A 19,660-nucleotide genomic window follows, 5' to 3' on the forward strand; every position below is an offset into this window, starting at 1 on the left:
AAATCACGCCTTACTGTATGTTATTCGGAACATATATGGGTACTGCTCCAATCATATTCATTACAAAATTGTTCTGAATTTCTCTGCTGACTTTGACTCCATTCAATGAATTGAGTTATCGTGCCTACCAATAAATACAAATCATAAAATTCCTGTTTTCGTAAAATACGTATAGCTTTTATTCCTTTAAAGTAGTTATTGGTCAGAATAATTACGCTATCTTCGGGCGTCAAATTTTCTTTTCTCCAAACATAAGGCAATCGTCCTATAGAGATATTAATGGAATTTGGAATGTGCTCTTTTTCAAAATCAGAACTATCTCTTATGTCGAGGCATTTAGTATGATCAGGCACCAAGATTAGGTTTGATTTTAAAGATAAAACCGTTACGTTACGTATGAAGCGGATATATTTATATATCCAGTACATCAGTATAAGAACGATTATAAGGACATATATCATATGGTTGCCTTGGCTGAAACCGGACTTCCGTAAGCATTCCACTCGTGAACGCCTTCTTCTATTCGGTATGCTCTAAAACCCTGTTCTTGGATATAATTCACAGCTTGAGATGCAATAGAACAAAAAGGCCCTCGGCAATAGGCAGCAAGTTCTACATCTTTATTTAATGTTTGTAGAAATACTTCTAACTGTTCTAAGGGTACAGAAATAGCACCTGGAATGTGAGATGTTTCATACTCCTCAACGGGACGAAGATCTATGAGAACGAGGTTATCTTGCTTCATTCGAAGCATTAGGTCGTTTTTACTAATATTACGAACTCCTTCATATTGCTCTTCCAGTTCATCTTTAATCAGCTTGATGTCAGCGAGTCTGTCCTCGCATATATTCCACAATGAGGACAAGAATTGTGTTACAGATGAGTCACTGATGTTATATATAACAAACGTACCCTTTTTGTGAAATTTAACGAGCTTAGCTTCCAGCAAAATCTGTAAGTGACGGGATACATTCGCCACGCTCATACCTGTTTGAGTAGCTAAACTATCAACAGATTTCGGTCCGTTTGACAAGATATCCATAATCTCAAGTCTTTTGTCACTCGATAAACATTTCCCAATTCGAGCAAATTGTTGATATAAACGTTCTTTAATATCTGATTTAGCACATGTAACTTCCATTTTAAATACTCCTTTCTACGGTTTTGACTTTATCATTCTGTCAATTCTTATGTTGAAAAGAACGACGGTTCAGATGAATCCTGATCCGTCGTTCTCTTCACATAGGTTAAAGAACAAGATTAACAATTTACTTATTTTGAATTAAGCAATCCTTGAATTTTTTCTTTAAGAGCTTGTTTTTGATTCACACCAATCATGGTCTCAGCTAATTTGCCATCTTTAAATAAGAGAAGCGTTGGAATACTTCTAACTCCGAATTGCTGTGCCAATTCGAGTTCCTCATCTACATTGACTTTGGCAATGGTTGCTTGCCCAGCCAAATCATCAGCTAGATCATTTACGATTGGAAGTTGCACTTGACAAGGTGGACACCATGGTGCCCAGAAATCGACTAAAGTCACTCCCGTGTTAACGTTCGATTCAAAATTTTGTTTTGTTAATGATACTGCTCCCATAATATAATCCCCTCACTTAATTTATCAATTATTCAATCGATTAATTGAATTATACGTTTGAAGTTGAATTGTGTCAACTCTCTCGAAGTGGTATAAATGGAATCTCTCAACTCTGGACAAGGACAATCGTTAACCTAAATGCAAAAAAAGCCGCTACATTAGCGACTTTAGATTAGAAATTTTCTTCAATTATTGGTTACATTGATCGAACCAACACGTATTAGGGCTTTCAGTTTAGTTTTTTGACCATTCGATACAAAGATAAAGTAGGTTTTACTACTTCGGATGTAATTTCTTAGCCCAGTTTGACGTATAGTTTGGCAGCGAGATGATTCTCTTTTTTGACTGTAAGGGAACTTAGGTTATACCCCTGTCTAATCGCCTGCTCTTCTGCATGTTGAATGAGTTGGGAGCCTATACCCATGCCTCTGCTTTCGGGCATAGCTGCAAGAGTTGCAATATGGTACTCCCCTTCGAATCCTTCCTTCAGTCCTAGTTTTCGGTATGAAAACAGTTGTTTCGCTGTAGATGAGCCCAATTGATCCAGAGTGGTATATGGTAAACACGTAATCATTCCGAGCGATTTGTCACCGATTTTTGCCTCATAGGTAAATTCATGACTAAATCGATTGTTCTTAGACTTCCATAGCATTCTGAATGTCGCATCAGTAATGCTTTGATTACTTGACCCCACAATTGAATGTGCCATATCTCCAACTGCCATTAAATTGAGTTTTGCTCCAACAAGAGAATTTGGATCTGCCTGCGAGATTAAGATGTCTGTCTTCATGTTGATCAATACTCCTGTCCATTAAATTTGTAAATATCTTTAGATTACAATTTTTAAACGATCATCTTCCAATGATTGAGATACATCATTATAGCTTGAGCGTGAATTATATATGTATCAAATGACATTAATATCTATCAATAAATGGTATAACAATTCATAAATATGTATTTAGTTAAGTTACATTTACAATATATAGAATTAAATTATCATTATTGGTGACTTAGGAGTGGACTTTTTCTATTTTTCAATAATCTAAGAATATTTAAATAAAAATGGACCCTGTCGCTTCCAATAAAAAAAGCAAAAGGGTCCATTTATATTTGGCTATTTCAAAGTATTCTCTACCATACTATTCAACACATGTTTGAATGTCTCAAGATCGTCCTTGGATATTCCAGCAATTGTATCATTTTTAAACTTTTCGGCAATTGGCATTAAATCAAGGCAGATTTTCACGCCCTTATCAGAAAGTTCCAACTGCTTTACACGTTTATCAGCAGTTGCAGTGGAGCGGTATAACATTCCATCCAACTCCAGTTTTTGGAGCAAACGAACTACGCTCGGTTCTTTAATTGACATTTTTTCCGCTAGTTCGCGCTGGGTAATGGACTCATGAATATAGATATAATACATAGCGATCCACTGACTCCTGGTGATATGGTAGGCTCGAAACTCTTTTTCCAATGCTTCCGCGAAGAATTTCCCACTACGGTTTGTAACAAATGCAAGGCAATCCTCTAAATTAAACAATAGACACACCAACCAATCCCAACAGTTTTATCGCCGTGTATTTTTCCACTATTCATTATATGATAGCAAACATTTCACCATATAGGAAATGAATACTTACATTCGTTTCCTCATGCTTGATGGAGCGCACCGATACTAAGGCCGAATGCAGCTTCATGAATTACTTCTCCCGTTGTTGGGTGAGCAAAGACCGTATGTTTAATTTGTTGTTCTGTCAGCTCGTTTGTTATGGCGAGCGTTAAGCTACTGATTAAAGAAGATGCATCGGGACCAATAATTGCCCCTCCAACAATTTTTTGTGAGTGATTATTCTTAATCAATTTAATAAAACCTTCCGGTTCATTCATTGTTAAGGCCTTACCATTGCTGGTAAAGGAGACCTTACTCACACTGTAATCCATTCCTTGCTGTTTACATTCATCCTCCAATAATCCTACACTGGCTATTTCAGGTGATGTGAAAATAACGTTCGGGATTGCACCATAGCGCATTCCTTCCGATTCGCCTACAATTGAATCGATGGCAGTAATACCTTGATGCGAGGCAACATGGGCAAGTTGCATAATATTCGTAACATCACCTATCGCATAAATATGCTCAACGTTAGTACACATATGTTCGTTCACGGCAATGCCTCGCCCATTATTGTTAAGCTGGATTCCGGCTCGTTCAACCTCCAAACCATCCAAATTAGGTTCTCTTCCAACAGCTACCAATACTTTTTCACTAACCAACAAGTGATCCCCTAGGGAATCCTCATAACTTACGATCGCTTGTCCATCATCAGAACGCTGGATTTTGGATACCTTCGATTTCGTGTGAATATGAATCCCCGCTTGCTCTGCTGAATGCTTGATCTCTTCGGATATATCACTGTCAATCATGGTCAATAGTCGGTCCATAAATTCAACTACATGCACTTCAACGCCCAAGTAACGATAGATGAAGGCAAACTCCATACCGATAACACCCCCACCGATAATCGTAATGCTTTTCGGTAGTTCGGTGCATGCAAGCGCATCAGTACTGGTCATTACAAAGGGAAGATCGATGCCAGGGATATTAACCTTGAAAATTTTGGAGCCTGTCGCAACGATGATATTGTTGGCTGAAATTTGGTAGTTAGTCTGCCCGTTTATCCTCACTTCATGTTTAGTCAAAAAAGAAGCTTGCCCTCGGATGATTTCTATTTCATTCTTTTCCATCAAATAATCAATTCCGGATATTAATTTTGCCTTAATCTCATCTTTACGACGAATAATCTGATGCATATCAACTTGAAGTTCCGTACCTGTGTTAATACCAAATAAAGATGATTGCTTGACATGATGACATATTTCAGCAGATTTAACCAATGATTTCGTCGGGATGCAACCTACATTTAAACAAGTGCCGCCCAATTCTTCTTTTTCAATTAATGTAACTTGTATTCCCTTTTTGGCTGCATAAATTGCGGATACATACCCACCTGGTCCTGCTCCAATAATCAATAGCTCCACTTTCTTAGTCATGACTGGATGTTTGAGTTCATTATCCTGCGTCTTAGATAATACCTCGTCTTCCAAAGCGGTTTCTAACGTGAACAACACTTGATTGGAGGAAATTTCTCCACCTTCTTCAAACAAAATATGGCTGATGGTACCCTCCGCAGTCGCTGTAACTTCTCGATTGCCTTTGCCTGTTTCAATTTCAACGAGTAAGTCTCCGAATGAAACCTTGTCCCCTAGTTGGAAATTGATGGTCCCGGCTTTTCCTTTTTTTCCTCCAGGAATCATTGACATTTTTATCTCCATGAAAATCAAGCTCCTTCACTACCAGAGAGGGATGGATAATCCCTTCTTAGCGCATATGTTAGTGTCTAACTACCCCGGATTGCACCAATTTAACTCCGTTGGCCAAGCAGTCTCCAACCGGACAAGTCTTCTCAATGAATGTTGCAAAAGCTTCTGCTTTTTCTTGACTTTCTGTTGTTTTAAAGTGCATTATAAAACGAATTTCCTGAAATCCGCTTCTTACATCTGCGAGCCCCATGAATCCATCCGGATCCAAGTCTCCTTCAAGCTCAACATACAATTCTTCATATGAAAAGTTGTACGCATCCGCAAAGGCAGCAGCAACGATGGACTGACATGCCCCAAGTGCACATAATAGCGCTTCGACCGGATTCATCCCTTTATCCGTTCCTCCTAAATCTTGGGGCTCATCCATCAAAATTTTAAAACCTCTGGATTGAGCCTCGACCTGTAAACCTTCAGGGAATTTTGTAGCGGTAGCTTTGAATGTAGTTAACATAACTATTCCTCCTCTTACTTTGTGAAAAGTATTACATTCTTTTCTTGTGAAAATAATAACAATCTTTTTGTTTAAAGTCAATACTTAGCTAAGTAATCTTTTATGGGCATAATCTCTCTTATTATTTCTCCCGGGTTCCCTATATCTATCTTCTTATACCTTTTTAGCATTAAACAGAATTATTGCCTTAGGTCTGAAAAACCTGTAATCTAATCCTTATGCAAACTATGTTCTTGTCGCTCGACAATGGATAAGTACGGCATAAGGTCTCTGCTGAATTTGCTCTGACTATCGCAATGCACATTATATTTACTTATATCCATAGAGGCATCTCCTTTTCAGATATAAAATCTGATTTAATTTTGTTATTAACAGTCACTATTATATTTCAATGTATTATGATGTATAGAACTAAATTAAGATTTCTACAATTGCCGACCTATTAAAACGAGCTCTTATAGAGTACTAAGAATGAACACATTGTACTTGGCAACTCCCTCAAACTGTACCATCTTGATTAACTAGGTATTCATTGAGGAGAGGGAATGCTTGATAATTCCTGTATAGAAATCCTGCTTTCCTAATTGAAAGACCCAGAAAAAGTTTATAAAATAGGACCGCTCCCAATTATGGTATTGGGAAGCGATCACGGCCTAAGCATATCATTATGTTCAGTCTACTTGAACGGCTATAATCATCTGCGAATCTTTCTAAATTAAGTTTAACCGTTCTTTACGTTTCCTTTCTCAATGCCTCTACGATACTTGTTTGGTTTAATCGATACATCGGCCAAGCTGTAGCAACGAGTGTTGTTGCTATGGCACCTGCACATGCAAGAACAACACTAGACCATGGAGTGGCCCAACCTACGTCGAAAGCACCTTTAAAGAGATGATGTATCCCATAGCTTAGTGCTATTCCGAGTATACTACCGTATAGCGCAGAGTAAAGGCCGTATAAAACGCCTTCCAACAGGATCATTTTCCCTACATTACGCTGTGTCATGCCGATAGCTTTGAGCACCGCAAATTCTTTGGTTCGCAGAATAAGATTGGTGCTGACGGTGTTAAGTATATTCAGGAACGCAATCAGGACAATGACACCCATAAAACCATACAAAAAGATCTTTGCGGTTGTCGCGTCGTTTTTGGCTTGGGCAAGTTGCTCCACCTTATCTGTGTAGCTGTAACCTGCATCTTTTTGGGGCAGGGTTTTGAGATAGTCCGTAATTGGTTTGTTGGAAATATCGGTTTTGGCAAGAATAAAGATTCTGGAGTACGTATCGTTCCCTGTAACCTTCTCTACGACTTCAGGCGTCGTTATGAATTCAATAATAGCACTCTCATTATAGCTGCTCGACAACAAGCCTTGATCAACAATTCCTGTTACCGTCAGTGTTGTGTAACCACGGCCCTTCTCGCCCAATTCCAAGCTACGTACTTTGATGTGATCCCCAACCTTGAGTTGGGTTTGATCCATAACAATCTGTCTTCCATCCTCTGTTATCATACTTAATTTCTGATTGACGATAACGCCATTTTCCCGGTTCATCTTCTCTTTGTCGATCTTACCAGCCGTTAGTCTGGGTTTCAGAGCATCGAGTCCATTATCTCCATAGGATTCAAGGTAATTGTTGTCTGTGCGGTACCCCCCTCCCTCTTCAACAGAATACATTCCCGGACGGAGTTCATAATACTTGGGATTAATTTTTTCTTTCGGAAAGATAGCCATCACTTGATTATTGTAATACGGATAGGCATGTTCAACTGCATCAAGCTTAACAATGTCAGAAAATACGGAATCATCGATCCGTTTGGAAGGTCCTTCATAGATAACCGAGTAGGAATAATTGGTACCTGATTGAGATGGTTGCCCCAACAAACCAGCTAGTCCGCTAAAAACAATAAATAGAATCATGCTGACCACTATGGAAAAGGCAGTGATGCGGAAGCGCTTTTTGTTCCGCCTGATGTTTCGATTAGCAAACTGTCCTTCGATACCCAACAGTTTCCCCAGCAGTTTTGATTTCCGGACAGATGTTACGTTCTCCACTTTCGTGCCTCCCGAGCTAAGCACCGCCTCAAGTGGAGATACCTTCGCTGCCAGTCTCGCAGGTCCGATAGCAGACAGATAAACAGTCAATAACCCCAACGCACCGGCTATGATCAAAATTGGTAGGGAGATGACCATTTGCATATCATTCAGAAATCCCAACGCCAAAAAGCTGATGTTGTAAAACAGAAGTTTCATAAAAACAGTTCCCATCAATAATCCAACAGGAATACCAATTAGACTCAGTATTGTAGCCTCTTTGAGAACCAATTTACGTATTTGTGATGGGGTAGCCCCAATGCACCGCAGCATTCCGAATTGCGAGGTCCGCTCCAGAACTGAAATATGAAACGTATTATATATCACTGCACTCGTACAACCCATAATAATAATGATGATTGCTGCGAATGCATATAACAAACTATGGTTTACACCTTCATAGGTGCTTTTACCATACAACTTAAGCAGTTCATTATTATAATCGACACGAATATTTTTATATTGATTATCCTTATCCAGCGCTAAGGCAGAGCCTTGATCCACTTGCTCTAGCTTCAATGAAGATATCATCGCTTCCGTCTTTGCCTGAATCTGATTCATCGATTTCATTTTGACATAAATAAAATAATTTTTATCCGCATCGGTTTTCACATTATCTTCATACGTGATGGCTGGAAAGATGAAGCTGGAAGACCACGAAGCGTTACTACCTGTCTTCATAAATCCCACAATGGTGAATTCTCTCTCTTTTTGGGGACGAAAGCCTTCATCCAGATCCCAGCCAAAATCACCCAGACCATGGATAAGTTTGATCTCCCCGGTTGATGCGACAGTTCGTTCTCCCAGACTCAGGGTAATCGAATCTCCAAGCTTTGGTTTGGTCACAAAACGATCCAGGCCCCATGTCGAAAGAATAACTTCATGCGAATTCCTGGGGAGTCTGCCCGAATCCAGCTGAACCTGGAGCATGTTCATCGCATCGGCATCATAACCTTTGAGATTCAAATACCGATAAGGTGCAGCAAACGGGTTTTCCTTCTTTTCTTTCTCACTCGTTTTGCTGATGACCGAATAACCTTCTCTGCTAATGATTCCAGCACTCTCTACGGATGCGTTATTGACGACTTTTGAGACTGCTTCTCCCGGTAATCCGTTAAAAGAAACATGGTAATCCCCGTACTCTTGAACGGTTTGCCGAACCACCTTGTCTCTGAAGCTAAGGCCAATGGTTCCTATGGCTGTAAGTAGAGTCACAGACAAAATAATGCCAACGATCGTTAGTATTGATCTTTTTTTCTGCCCTAGTAAATATTTTTGGGTAAGACTGGTATATTTATTCACGATCTTTCACCCCTGTTTGCTGCAAGAGTGTACCATCTTTTATATTTACAACACGGTCCGCTCTCTGGGCCACATTCAAATCATGTGTGATCATAATCAAGGTTTGATTGTATTTTCTGACGGAGAAGGTAAGCAGATCCACAATCTCTTTACTGTTCTTGCTATCCAGATTGCCGGTTGGTTCATCCGCCAGAATAATCGATGGTTTATTGATTAATGCGCGTCCAATTGCAGTTCGCTGCTGTTGCCCGCCTGATAATTGGGACGGAAGGTGCTGCCTTCGATCGCTGAGTCCCAGCACGCTCAATAATTCCTCAAGATAACCCTCGTCCACATGTTTATTCTCAAGCAGCATCGGCAATTTAATGTTTTCTTCCGCAGTTAACACCGGGATCAGATTATACGATTGAAAAATAAAACCGATTTTGCGTCTTCTGAACACAGCTAGTTCATTTTCACTTTGAGAATACAGATCCATACCGTCAATAATGACTTGGCCACTTGTTGGTTGATCCACTCCCCCGAGCAGATGCAGCAATGAGCTTTTGCCAGATCCGCTGGCGCCCACGATCGCAACGAATTCTCCTTGATTGACGGACAGATTAACATCTCTCAATGCTTCCACCCTAGACTCAGCACTTCCGTATATTTTACATAAATGTTCGGTCTTCAAAATTTCCACCCTGTTGTACCTCCAGTTGTATGATTAACATTGCTTGATTGTCATTATAGGTGTGGAAGCTTACGTTGAAGTGAAGAAGAAGCTTACATTTTCGTAAGCTTCTTCTTAAGTCCACTCTTTTTTGAAAAACGAAATTCTGAATGTCGTTCCTTCTTGAGGCACACTCTCCACCGTAATGATCCCGTGTTGTTCCTCAATGATCGATTTGGTCAAAGCCAGACCAATCCCTATACTGTTGGGCTTGTTATGGTTCTTGCCTTTATAGAATCGTTTGAAAATATGAGGCATATCATCGGGATGTATACCTTCGCCGTTGTCCTGAATTATGATTGTATCAAACAGTGCGTTTTCCTCCAAATGGATTCGAACCTTCCCCTCTGGCGGGGTGTGTTCGAGTGCATTTTTTATCAAATTCATGACAGCTTCCTTAAGCCATTCTTCATCTGCCTGCACAAACGCATTCTCGCTTCCAAGGATGGTTATGTTTTGCCGCTTCTGGTCTGCTACTGTCCGGAGTGAATAGACAGCGCTCTCCACCATCTCCCTTAGCTCGATCCTTTCTTTACGAAATCCAATTGCTCCCGCTTCGACTCGTGCCAGCTTGAGCAGGCTGATGATGAGCCATTCCATTCGATCAAGCTGCTGCCGACTTCGTTCCAGAAACGTCATTCTCATTTCTTCTTTCATCCCGGGATCATTCAGCAGATTTTCATTGAACACTATCAGAGAAGACAGGGGTGTTTTGAGTTGGTGGGAAATGTCGGATAACAGATTGCGCAAGAAGGTTTTTTCCTGCTGGAGTAGCTCCAGGCTGTTAGTTAGTCTTTCAGCCATCGCATTGAAGCTCCGGCCAAGTGAGCCGAAGTCTCCATCCTCCGTCTCAGGCAGTTTTTTATCAAATTGCTGTTCCACAACCTGCTCGGCCGCATGGGAAATCGTTCTGACTTTCACAAAAAATTTACGATACTCCCACAGAAGCAATACCATGAGTGGGATCAGGAACAACAATACTTGAGTCGCTGTTTTTAAGGGTAATGCTAGTCCTGAAAGAGCCGGCTGATCTTCTAAAGACATACCCGCCTGATATCCGTATTGTGCAAGGATACGTTGCCCCTCAGTGATGTCATCGGTATGGGCTCCTTGGGTAACAAAGTGAATCACCTCATTCTCCAACTGGGGATCCTTCATCAACAAATGTCCGATTAGGGCGCTATTCTGATTCACGATAGTTGTATTGATGCTATCAACTTGATGCTGCATGTATAAAAACATCATAAACGACAAAAGAACTTGCAGAGCAAGTACTTTAATGGCGATAGATTTCCACTCTGGATTTCGCAAAACTTCGATCATGTTCATCTCCCTATAACTTCCACATTCCATTTATACCCGATCCCCCGAACGGTTACGATATATTGTGGTGCTGCAGGAATATCTTCGACTTTCTCTCTTAATCTGCGGATATGGACAGAGAGCGTATTATCATCAATGAAGTCGCCCGAGAGATCCCAGAGATGATTCAGAATTGAACTTCTGCTGCATATCTGCTTCGGATTAGAGATCAACATCAATAATAGTCGGTATTCAAGCGTCGTTAGTGTAATTTCACTATTGTTTTTGAGTACAGTTCCTTCTAAAATACGCACCTGGATGCTATCGGACATCCATAAGCTTGCTTCTTGTTTTCCCTTGTTGTTACGTCGTAATACGGCTTTAATTCGTGATATAAGTTCTTTGGTACGAACAGGCTTGGTTACATAGTCGTCTGCTCCGAGATCAAGCCCTGCGACCACGTTTGCTTCCTCATCCAAAGCCGTCAAAAAGATTATGGGCACTTGCGACGTTACCCTAATCTCACTGCACAGTTGATATCCCGATCCATCAGGCAAAGTGACATCCAACAAAATCAGATCGATCGTCTTTGCCTGCAGTGCCTGTCTGGCTTCTTCCAAGTTCCCCGCCACAACGACCTCATATCCTTCATTGGACAGTGTATATTGAATACCAAACACCAGATTTTCATCATCTTCTACGAGTAATAAGCGATTCATCGTACACCTCAGCTTATGCTATTTGAATTTATATTAATTTTGTTGATTATAGAGTTCCTGAGTCATTATACATCATTTGCGTTTCTAAGCTAAATTTATAATATCCACCATACTTAAAAGTAATTGCTATGATCCGACATTAATCAAAACATAAAATAGCCTTGCCACAGCGCTAAATGCAATTTGTAAGGTTAGTGATGTTCATAGGCGAGATGATTTCAACTACTGCCCTGCAGTTTCCTAATGAATTTTGAGTGTCAATATCTTTTGGCGTGAATTTTAGATAACAATTTAATCTATACTGGCACAATGTTTTTTCTTAAAACAAAAAGCCGCTATTTAGCGACTTAGAATGGTACTTAGCCCGCGATTTTTGTCGATTTCAATACATCTACCATCTCGGACTCAGCGGTTATCCTTCTGCGTGTGGTCAGCTCAGGGTTTAAATCGTCCTACCTTCAGTCAAGAGGGTACCTTTGTGCCATTGTACATTATCAGACAATTCAATTGTACACAAATCCTAAAAAAGCCTTAATCTTCGCAGGGTTTTGATGTGAAATAATGTTCTTGTCATCCGACATTATTTGTGTATTTATTTGTGAGATACCATTGAATTTATAGTAAATATTATCATTAAAGTTTATAATTGCAAGTCCCTGACCTACATGATGAAAAAAATGCCATGCGGAAACGACTTCGCAGCGAAAAGGTTACACCCTTTCGGTTCGTCAGATGAGCGAGTTAATTGGGTGTATTTAGGCAATTCAAAAACAATCGAGGTTTCTGGAGATTCCTGCTACTCTGCTTGCAAAAAGTAAGCCTGGAGGTCGGGTGGCTTTGCCTTGCGCACAACCGGCTTAAGAAAGCGGCAATGATGGTAAAACGCAAAGGGGACAAAGCAGGATTGAATTCTACTTCGTCCCGTTTGAGCATATCGGTGTTATTGTTCTTCACCGATATGCCGTTTAAGGGCCTTTTGGGACAGCCCTTTCTCGATAATCAAAGGAGGAATACGCCTCTTTTGTTATTTACATAATCAATGATATAGAGAGAACTGCGTTTTGAATCAAAAGATATGTGCCTTTCGTTTGCTCGAGAATCTATATAATTCACTTCACCTTAGCTACAAGATTCAATCCGTTTCCCATTGAGAGCTTCCCAGTCAATAAGCTTCATTATAAAAAAATCACTATTTGCGATTGAAACGCTTTACATGATCAGCACAAGATGGATTAATTTATAGCTCAATGTATATTAGCGTTACCGTCTTGTTCTGTGGATCCTATGGCTGCTTGACAGTAATAGTAATCGTTCCTCCGGACGTCTCACCAGCCGCTTCGACCAGTACGGCGCTATGCTCCTATACGCCCGGCGCTGCGTCGTTGACAATATCTTTACTCTTACTTTCTAACTTCTCTAGTAAAGTTTGGTTTTCTTTGTCTGTTAATAACGTTTTTATTCATTAACTCAAAGTAGGAATTGACTTTAAATAAATAGGTAATGATTCGCTTGGGATGCTTGTCCAAGACAGTAACCGACACCACCAATTGTAACTTGGTCTATTAATCTTCACGCTGAATGCCCCATTAAATCCATGGACATTTGGCAAGCTACCAACTCGGCTCCTTGTGCAATGACGGACTCTATCAATTCTTCCAAATACGGAACATTATTATTAGTTCATAAGGCCACGAATAATTTTTGGACCAACACCAAGCATATTCATTTTGGACATGCCAAGCTTCTTGCTGCCACGCGGCAGCATCATTTCAAATATTCGGCCAATCATGGTTTTGGATACAGGCTGGATCAGATGCTTTAATGAGGTTGCAGCCGGATTTATTACTGAACTAAGGAGGTCTAAATTTTCGGTTCCAGGGGACGTTGGGATCATAGGATTTGATAATACAGAGGTGGCAAACTTAATGGATCTGACAACTATTCACTATCCTGTGGATCAGCAGTCAGAGAATGCAATTTTAATTCTGCAGAACATGCTTCATTCAACTGACAAAACATTGATTCCTCTGGAATATACTTTGATTGAAAGACTTACAACTTAGTGATTTCAAAAATATCAAAGAAAATTTATATATAAGTGCACTCACCTAACTACATTAATTAACCTGGCTACTTACATCGCAAAACTAAAAGCAGAACTTCCTTACTTGCTTAGACCACTTTCCTATTTTGCAGCAGCCATGGGCCTAGCTTTGATCTCTATCAGTTTTGCAGGAGTTGGTTTTCAATTTTTCGCTGCTCCACCAGGAAAACCGATTTCAGGTTGGTTTGCTGATTATCCGATGTTTGAAGCTACTTTCATGTCTTTACTGATCGCCATCACAGGTGTCGGAGCCTGTATCTTCCCATTCTTCTTAAAGGAGAACCCTAATCCTAAACTGGTGAATACCCTAAAGTATTTGTGGTAATTGTTGGTGTTGTTTTCGTTGGCTTTGGCGTTTTAAATTACTTCACTCACATCGGTCTTATTGTCCTTACGATAAAATAATTTGATTCACAATTTTATAATAATTGCTTTAACAAAAAAAATCGCTGAACTTAGTTCCTTAACGGACAAGTTTATTAAGTATACTTACAGTGCTGAACATATCGTTCCTGATCTAAATACGTCTCCCCTCCCCGTTGATCCAGTAGACCAAACAAACTCACCCTGCTCACGATATTTGCTCATTGGTTAAACCCAGGGGTCTATTTGTAAGAGATACACTTCAGCGGCTTTTTCAACAAGCAATAAAAACGACTATATATCATCCGAATCCACCTGCTCTATGGTTGCTGCAGGTAACCATCCTTCAAGCAATGCTCCTCCTTCCGGATGATTGCTTGCGGCAAGTTCTCCCCCGTGCTGCCTAACAATTCTTTGTGAAATGGTTAAGCCTAATCCGCTGCCACCGGTTGAACGACTTCTGGATGTTTCCCCGCGATATAAGGGTTCAAATACACGCTCAAGTTCTTCCGTAGAGAAGCCCGGCCCGGTATCGCGTATCGTAAACTTAACCTTATCACCAACTTTGTTACATTGGACTTCGATTTCACTACCCGCAGATGTGTGTCTTACGGCATTATCCAGAAGGTTGTTCATGGCTCGCTCTAATAAATGCATATCTCCATGGATGATGCACCAATCCGTTACATGGAACGAGATGGAAACTCCTTTCTGCCGAGCCAGAGGACCCAGACTATCAATCGAATTCCGGACGACCTGGTTAAAATCCACCGTTTCATCATGCAGTTGCGACTCTACATACTCCATTTTTGTAAAAGTGAAAAGGTCCTCTACCAAACGATCCAATTGAGCTGATTTATCCTTGCAAACCGCCACATATTGAGCCATTTTCTCCGGAGATTGAGCGATCCCTTGCTCCAGACCATCCAAATAGCCTCGCAAAGCGAACAACGGTGTCCGTAAATCATGCGCAACAGCCGCAATGACGAATCGGCGTTCCTCTTCCAGTTCAGCCTGTTTTCGATAGGACTGCTCAAGTCCCTTGACCATAACATCGAATCCATCGCGCACTTCAGCGATTTCAGTGACCCTGGACATGGGTAACCGAACATCCCAATCCCCTTTTGCAATTTGTCTTGCTGCATTTCCCATTTTCTCGAGTGGTTTGAGAACGAATCGCCTCATTTCCATTCCGACAACAAAGATCGCAAGCAGCAGCCCGACAAAAGCCGACATCACTTGAAATTGATTGGATTTAGGTAAGTACAGAATAACCCTTCCCAGCAACTTGCCGTCCTCGATGACGGAGAACCGCTCAGTTGATAAATTAGTGCCTCGTCGGTCAGGATTGGAACGATAAATTTCCTGATCTTCTGCAGATTGAATGAGCACATCCATCTTCGCTATACGAAGCGCGGAATACAATTGGTTTTGCCAGTCTGGATCTGACCATTGGTCTGTGTCCGATTCAATTCGCTCCGTCATTTCCGATATATTTCGTTGCAGGGTCTCGTTTTGCAGACGACCTTGTTCGAAGCTGAGTGTCTTGGTTTCCATAAAGTGCGCAGTAACAAAAAAGATCCACGGCAATAGGAGGATAAAGAAGAAGCAAAGCATAGTAAACGTACGAATGCGGAGTGACCTCATATTACCCTCCCTCAAAGCGATACCCTACTCCCCATACGTTGACCAGGAATAGCGGTTTATTCGGATCAGCTTCGATTTTCTCACGAAGCCGACTAAGATGGACCCGAATTGTATGCCTGTCGCCCACCCCATCCCAAAACTTCGCTAGTAATTGTTCATAGGAGAAAACATGTCTCGGATGTTCGGCAAATAATCGCAGCAGCTCATATTCCCTGGGTGTGAGCACGATGTTATTTCCATCCACTAGTACTTCTCTTGTGGACAGGTTTAATTTAATGCGGCCGTAATCCAAGACCCTGTTATCCAATTGTTGTGGAGAAGCGGAACGCCGCATTACGGCTTTTACTCTGGCAACGATCTCACCCGGCGAAGCGGTTTTGACGATGTAATCATCGCCTCCGAGAGTAAGGCCCCGAATCTTATCCACATCATCGCTGCGAGCACTTAAGAACAGGATGGGTACATTGCTCTCCCCGCGAATCCGGCGGCAAAACTCAAATCCATTTTGTCCCGGCATCATAATGTCAAGAACAATGCAATCAACAGAGTTTTCCTTAAATATGTCCCACGCTTGGGCGGTGTCGCAAGCGGTTTTCACTTGAAAGTGGTCATTCTCTAGAAAATCCCTTAATAGCTCAACAATATCTAGGTCATCGTCTACAACCAGAATCGTCTTTGATACGCTCATGTTTATCCCACCTTTGCTTTCCTAGTTTATCATTTTTTTTAACAAGAACTAACGTGAGCTTATGTATTGTGATGATTTGTTTATACTTTTGTGATCTTTTTTCATCTTTGTTTGAGATATTCGTTTGGTATGCTTCTATTTGCGCACACGACCAGCCCCAACTTCGGGTGATCGTCCCGCACACCATGATAAAGGAGGTATACATATAGGGTTGGAAAATAACGCCTTCTCGTTCTTTCCTTTCGGGCCTTTGTTTTGTCTAACGCTGTTTTCTTTCCATGCAGTTCGAGTATATCCGATTCGTTATCGTTACAAAAATGGTCATCAAAAGAATGACATCGCTATGATTCTGATGGCCAATGGGGAAATTGATGAGAAGGAATATCGTAAGCTGAAAGATCTTTTGACTAAATAGAGACAAGGAGGATTTACGGATGCTTAACGTTCAAATTGTGTTGTTTGACGGCTTTGACCTTCTGGATGCGATAGCGCCTTACGAGGTCTTCTGTGCTGCAGCCATGAATGCTGAAAATGCGTTGAACGTAGAATTGGTCACCGCCGAGGGACCAAGATCCGTGCCTAGCGGCATCAACGGGTTGAGGATTGAAGCGAGTGGCGGACTGGACCCGGAACGAGCGGGGATCATTCTCGTACCTGGAGCGTCCGGCGACGTCGAGGGAGATGGGCCCGATTCGGTTCCGGCTATTCTGGGCCGTGCCATGGAGACCGAATTGACCGGCATGATCGAGCAGGCTCTCCAGCACAAAGACAGGATAGTCGCTACAGTCTGCGGCGGTTCACTGGTGCTTGCCATGGGAGGCCTCTTGGAAGGCAGACCTGCGGTAACGAACCATCTGGGCATGGACTTACTTGGTGCAACTGGAGCAGTTCCCATCTCGGCTCGCGTTGTGGACGACGGCAATCTGGTTACCGGCGGCGGCGTAACCTCAGGACTCGATGTAGCGCTGTATCTGGTGGAACGTGAACTTGGGCCTCGTATCGCTCACGCGGTAGAGCAGTTATTCGAATACGAACGAAGAGGCACGGTTTGGAAGAATATCGGGATAACGCCAAGCGTTAATAAACCATTGACGAGCGAAGAGCCAAACACCGTGGTGAACCAAACAGCGATGACCCCCACGCCCCGTACCCTGCACTGCAACACCGTACAAGCATCGGTCTTCGACGGAGATTGGGATACCACCCTCGCTACGCCCGTTGGAAAGCTGGAGATCATGCTCTCAATATCGACAAGACACGGTATGATTCACGGCACGGCGATGCAAGGAGATGAAACCATTGAGTTTATGAACCCCTTGCTTGAAGATAACAAGCTGGTCTGGTCACTTCGAATCACGAAACCCATGCGCTTGAATCTCAAATTTGAAGTTGTCGTCGATGGTGATCACATGGTTGGTTTCGCTAAAGCCGGCCTCCTGCCTGCATCCAAATTAACAGGAAATCGGGTTGCCTAATCGTAAGAAGGAAAATCCGCGGCATACACGTGCTCTGACTTCCAGATATGTATGTCGATCGTGTTTTACCGTATTCAGAAATGAAAAATGGAGCTTCGGGAGTTGCAAATGGATGAAGAAACGAAAATCGTTATATCTATTGCTAGCCTGTGTCAGCATTCTATTTATACTACACACTTTGGTGAAAAACTATTGGATCGATCCAGGTGCTTCGGGATTTTTAAGCCATAAGACCGGGCTGAAACGCGAACTTAATCTCCCGGTTTGGCTTAATGTCATGTACATTCATGTTGCATTCGCATGTGTGGCCATGGCATCAGGACTGATTAACTTTTCGAATCGAATATTTGAAAGAAGCCGCAGGCTGCATCGCATAAACGGCTATGTATATATCCTATCCGTACTGCTGGTTGTACTAACTTCCGGATATATGGCCCCCTACGCGACAGGCGGCAAAATAAGCAGTATGGGATTCAATCTGCTGAATATGATCTGGCTGGTTATCACCATTACGGCGCTCGTTCAAATCAAGAGGAAAAGGATCATTCGACATCGCAACTGGATGATTCGTAGTTACGTCTTTTGCTTCACTAACATGTTGATCCATCTCATTACTTCCCTGTTTCATCAGGGATTCGGGTACGTTTACCCTACTAGCTACACCATCGGCGTTTACGGCTCGATTGCGCTGCTGCTAGTTATTCCTGAAATCATCATCAGAACAAATCGAAAGGAATGGGTATCAGGATGAAAAAAATACTTAGCTTACTCACGTCGTTAACGCTCGTTCTATGTCTATTATCCCCCGCAGCAAGCGCAGAAACAAACAAGAATCCAGATCCATCCAAGGGTAAAAGCGTGCATGTACAAATCGTATTATTCGATGGGTTTGATCTGCTGGACGCATTAGCGCCATATGAAGTATTTGCTGCTGCCGGAATGTACACTGGTGGAAAAGTTACTGTAGAATTAGTATCTGCAGAAGGTAAGCGTTCGGTGCCGAGCGGGCTGAATGGACCTGCCCTCGATGCGCAAGATGTGTTAGACCCTGATCATTCCGGTATTATTGTTGTTCCTGGCGCTTCGGGGAAGCCAGCGGGGAATACCTCAGATGCTATTCCCAACATATTAAGGCAGGCCAAGGATACGGGATTAACAACGATGATGAAACAAGCTATGAATAATAAGGAAGTTACGGTGGCTACCGTGTGTGGAGGTTCATTGCTGCTGGCTATGGATGGATTGTTGAAAGACAGATATGCTGTCACCAATCAGTTAGGCATGAGTGCGTTAGGGGCTCTCGGTGCAATTCCCGTCGATGCAAGGATCGTGGAAGATGGCTCTCGTTTGGTAACTGGCGGTGGTGTTACTTCTGGACTTGATGTTGCCTTGTATTTGGTTGAGCGTGAAGTAGGACCACAGATTGCGAATGCCGTAGAGAAGTTATTCGAGTACGAGCGTAGAGGAACGGTTTGGCAAGCAAACGGCATACCGCCGATTAACTTTGGGACGAGCCAGGATACGTCTAGAAAAGAACAACCGTCTGCACTGGAGAAAAAAGTCGAGAAGTGAGGAATCGAGCATAAGTTGCAATGAAACATGTCGTTTCATCTTCTCACCTATGAAACTGAAAACAAGCCGGAATTTTGACGTGACCCCTAAAAGTTAGACACGGTTATTTTGCCAGGCAATTTGCTCAATATGGGTTCGGTATTGCACCGGACTCATTTTTGATTTTACTTTCAATCGTTTTGCATGTTAGTATTCCACATATTCCCAAGGTTTTGTATAAAATGCTCTACTTTCGAATTTCTTATAGTAAAGTA

19 protein-coding genes and 2 pseudogenes are annotated in these 19,660 nt (G+C 41.9%); 6 read left to right on the plus strand and 15 right to left on the minus strand.

Translation table 11 applies throughout. The features are described 5' to 3' along the window. Nucleotides 1-20 precede the first annotated feature (20 nt). The 11 genes and pseudogenes from IFU39_RS33525 to IFU39_RS03700 all read right to left on the minus strand — a co-directional run bounded on the left by IFU39_RS33525 (nt 21) and on the right by IFU39_RS03700 (nt 11,557). Nucleotides 21-461 carry a rhodanese-like domain-containing protein gene (locus IFU39_RS33525; protein ID WP_076334300.1) on the minus strand — a complete coding sequence of 147 codons (441 nt, stop codon included), beginning with the start codon at nt 459-461 and terminating at the stop codon, nt 21-23. Beyond that, nucleotides 458-1,141 carry an ArsR/SmtB family transcription factor gene (locus tag IFU39_RS03655; RefSeq protein ID WP_076334301.1) on the minus strand — a complete coding sequence of 228 codons (684 nt, stop codon included), beginning with the start codon at nt 1,139-1,141 and terminating at the stop codon, nt 458-460. Before IFU39_RS03655 ends, IFU39_RS33525 begins: the two co-directional genes overlap by 4 nt. A gap of 131 nt (nt 1,142-1,272) precedes the next feature. Then, a complete protein-coding gene (gene trxA, locus IFU39_RS03660) occupies nt 1,273-1,596 on the minus strand; it encodes a thioredoxin (RefSeq protein WP_076334302.1) in 324 nt (107 codons plus the stop codon). Between the two features lie 229 nt (nt 1,597-1,825). Continuing rightward, nucleotides 1,826-2,386, minus strand: a pseudogene (locus IFU39_RS03665) (GNAT family N-acetyltransferase). Nucleotides 2,387-2,713: 327 nt separating this feature from the next. Next, nucleotides 2,714-3,139: a MarR family winged helix-turn-helix transcriptional regulator gene (locus IFU39_RS03670; protein ID WP_149847184.1), complete on the minus strand. Its 426-nt coding sequence runs from the start codon at nt 3,137-3,139 to the stop codon at nt 2,714-2,716. A gap of 110 nt (nt 3,140-3,249) precedes the next feature. Then, nucleotides 3,250-4,932, minus strand: a complete 1,683-nt coding sequence (gene lpdA, locus IFU39_RS03675) for a dihydrolipoyl dehydrogenase (RefSeq protein WP_192131311.1) — start codon at nt 4,930-4,932, stop codon at nt 3,250-3,252. 58 nt (nt 4,933-4,990) lie between these two features. After that, nucleotides 4,991-5,431 (minus strand): OsmC family protein, encoded by a 441-nt coding sequence (locus IFU39_RS03680; RefSeq protein WP_105598980.1) that lies wholly within the window; start codon nt 5,429-5,431, stop codon nt 4,991-4,993. Nucleotides 5,432-6,163: 732 nt separating this feature from the next. Next, nucleotides 6,164-8,824, minus strand: coding sequence for an FtsX-like permease family protein (locus tag IFU39_RS33380; protein WP_192131313.1), 2,661 nt, complete (start codon nt 8,822-8,824; stop codon nt 6,164-6,166). Further along, nucleotides 8,817-9,506 (minus strand): ABC transporter ATP-binding protein, encoded by a 690-nt coding sequence (locus IFU39_RS03690; protein ID WP_105598978.1) that lies wholly within the window; start codon nt 9,504-9,506, stop codon nt 8,817-8,819. The genes IFU39_RS33380 and IFU39_RS03690 overlap by 8 nt, the downstream gene beginning before the upstream one ends. 105 nt (nt 9,507-9,611) lie before the next feature. Beyond that, nucleotides 9,612-10,859, minus strand: a complete 1,248-nt coding sequence (locus IFU39_RS03695; RefSeq protein WP_181156143.1) for a HAMP domain-containing sensor histidine kinase — start codon at nt 10,857-10,859, stop codon at nt 9,612-9,614. A 2-nt stretch (nt 10,860-10,861) separates the two neighbouring features. Further along, nucleotides 10,862-11,557, minus strand: a complete 696-nt coding sequence (locus tag IFU39_RS03700; RefSeq protein WP_105598976.1) for a response regulator transcription factor — start codon at nt 11,555-11,557, stop codon at nt 10,862-10,864. Nucleotides 11,558-12,242: 685 nt separating this feature from the next. Between IFU39_RS03700 and IFU39_RS33530 the strand changes: the two are divergent. Further along, nucleotides 12,243-12,428 (plus strand): annotated as a pseudogene (locus tag IFU39_RS33530) (IS1182 family transposase); the annotation flags it as partial. A gap of 698 nt (nt 12,429-13,126) precedes the next feature. Here IFU39_RS33530 and IFU39_RS33535 read toward each other — a convergent pair. Together IFU39_RS33535 and IFU39_RS32745 are read right to left on the minus strand one after the other, a co-directional pair. After that, nucleotides 13,127-13,216 (minus strand): DsrE/DsrF/DrsH-like family protein, encoded by a 90-nt coding sequence (locus tag IFU39_RS33535; RefSeq protein WP_076334229.1) that lies wholly within the window; start codon nt 13,214-13,216, stop codon nt 13,127-13,129. 16 nt (nt 13,217-13,232) lie between these two features. Further along, nucleotides 13,233-13,346: a DsrE/DsrF/DrsH-like family protein gene (locus tag IFU39_RS32745; RefSeq protein ID WP_223200041.1), complete on the minus strand. Its 114-nt coding sequence runs from the start codon at nt 13,344-13,346 to the stop codon at nt 13,233-13,235. On the opposite strand from IFU39_RS32745, the gene IFU39_RS03710 reads away from it, so the two are divergent. Both IFU39_RS03710 and IFU39_RS03715 read left to right on the plus strand, forming a co-directional pair. After that, nucleotides 13,345-13,620, plus strand: coding sequence for a substrate-binding domain-containing protein (locus IFU39_RS03710; RefSeq protein ID WP_149847187.1), 276 nt, complete (start codon nt 13,345-13,347; stop codon nt 13,618-13,620). The two genes, IFU39_RS32745 and IFU39_RS03710, sit on opposite strands and share 2 nt — an antisense overlap. Before the next feature lie 105 nt (nt 13,621-13,725). Next, a complete protein-coding gene (locus tag IFU39_RS03715; RefSeq protein ID WP_149847188.1) occupies nt 13,726-13,986 on the plus strand; it encodes a hypothetical protein in 261 nt (86 codons plus the stop codon). A gap of 332 nt (nt 13,987-14,318) precedes the next feature. Here the strand turns inward: IFU39_RS03715 and IFU39_RS03720 are convergent, their stop codons facing one another. Beyond that, complete coding sequence (locus IFU39_RS03720) at nt 14,319-15,671, minus strand: sensor histidine kinase (RefSeq protein ID WP_149847189.1); 1,353 nt, start codon at nt 15,669-15,671, stop codon at nt 14,319-14,321. Nucleotide 15,672: 1 nt separating this feature from the next. Next, complete coding sequence (locus tag IFU39_RS03725; protein WP_076334225.1) at nt 15,673-16,359, minus strand: response regulator transcription factor; 687 nt, start codon at nt 16,357-16,359, stop codon at nt 15,673-15,675. A 434-nt stretch (nt 16,360-16,793) separates the two neighbouring features. Between IFU39_RS03725 and IFU39_RS03730 the strand changes: the two genes are divergently transcribed. The 3 genes from IFU39_RS03730 to IFU39_RS03740 all read left to right on the plus strand — a co-directional run bounded on the left by IFU39_RS03730 (nt 16,794) and on the right by IFU39_RS03740 (nt 19,406). Further along, the gene (locus tag IFU39_RS03730) at nt 16,794-17,834 is read left to right on the plus strand and encodes a DJ-1/PfpI family protein (RefSeq protein ID WP_076334224.1); all 1,041 of its coding nucleotides are present in this window, start codon (nt 16,794-16,796) and stop codon (nt 17,832-17,834) included. Nucleotides 17,835-17,946: 112 nt separating this feature from the next. Further along, nucleotides 17,947-18,585 (plus strand): DUF2306 domain-containing protein, encoded by a 639-nt coding sequence (locus IFU39_RS03735; RefSeq protein ID WP_105598975.1) that lies wholly within the window; start codon nt 17,947-17,949, stop codon nt 18,583-18,585. Next, nucleotides 18,582-19,406 (plus strand): DJ-1/PfpI family protein, encoded by an 825-nt coding sequence (locus tag IFU39_RS03740; protein WP_076334222.1) that lies wholly within the window; start codon nt 18,582-18,584, stop codon nt 19,404-19,406. The genes IFU39_RS03735 and IFU39_RS03740 overlap by 4 nt, the downstream gene beginning before the upstream one ends. The last annotated feature ends 254 nt before the right edge of the window (nt 19,407-19,660 follow it).

The organism is Paenibacillus sp. CFBP 13594 (assembly GCF_014842675.1).
In the GTDB taxonomy this organism is placed as follows: domain Bacteria; phylum Bacillota; class Bacilli; order Paenibacillales; family Paenibacillaceae; genus Paenibacillus; species Paenibacillus amylolyticus_B.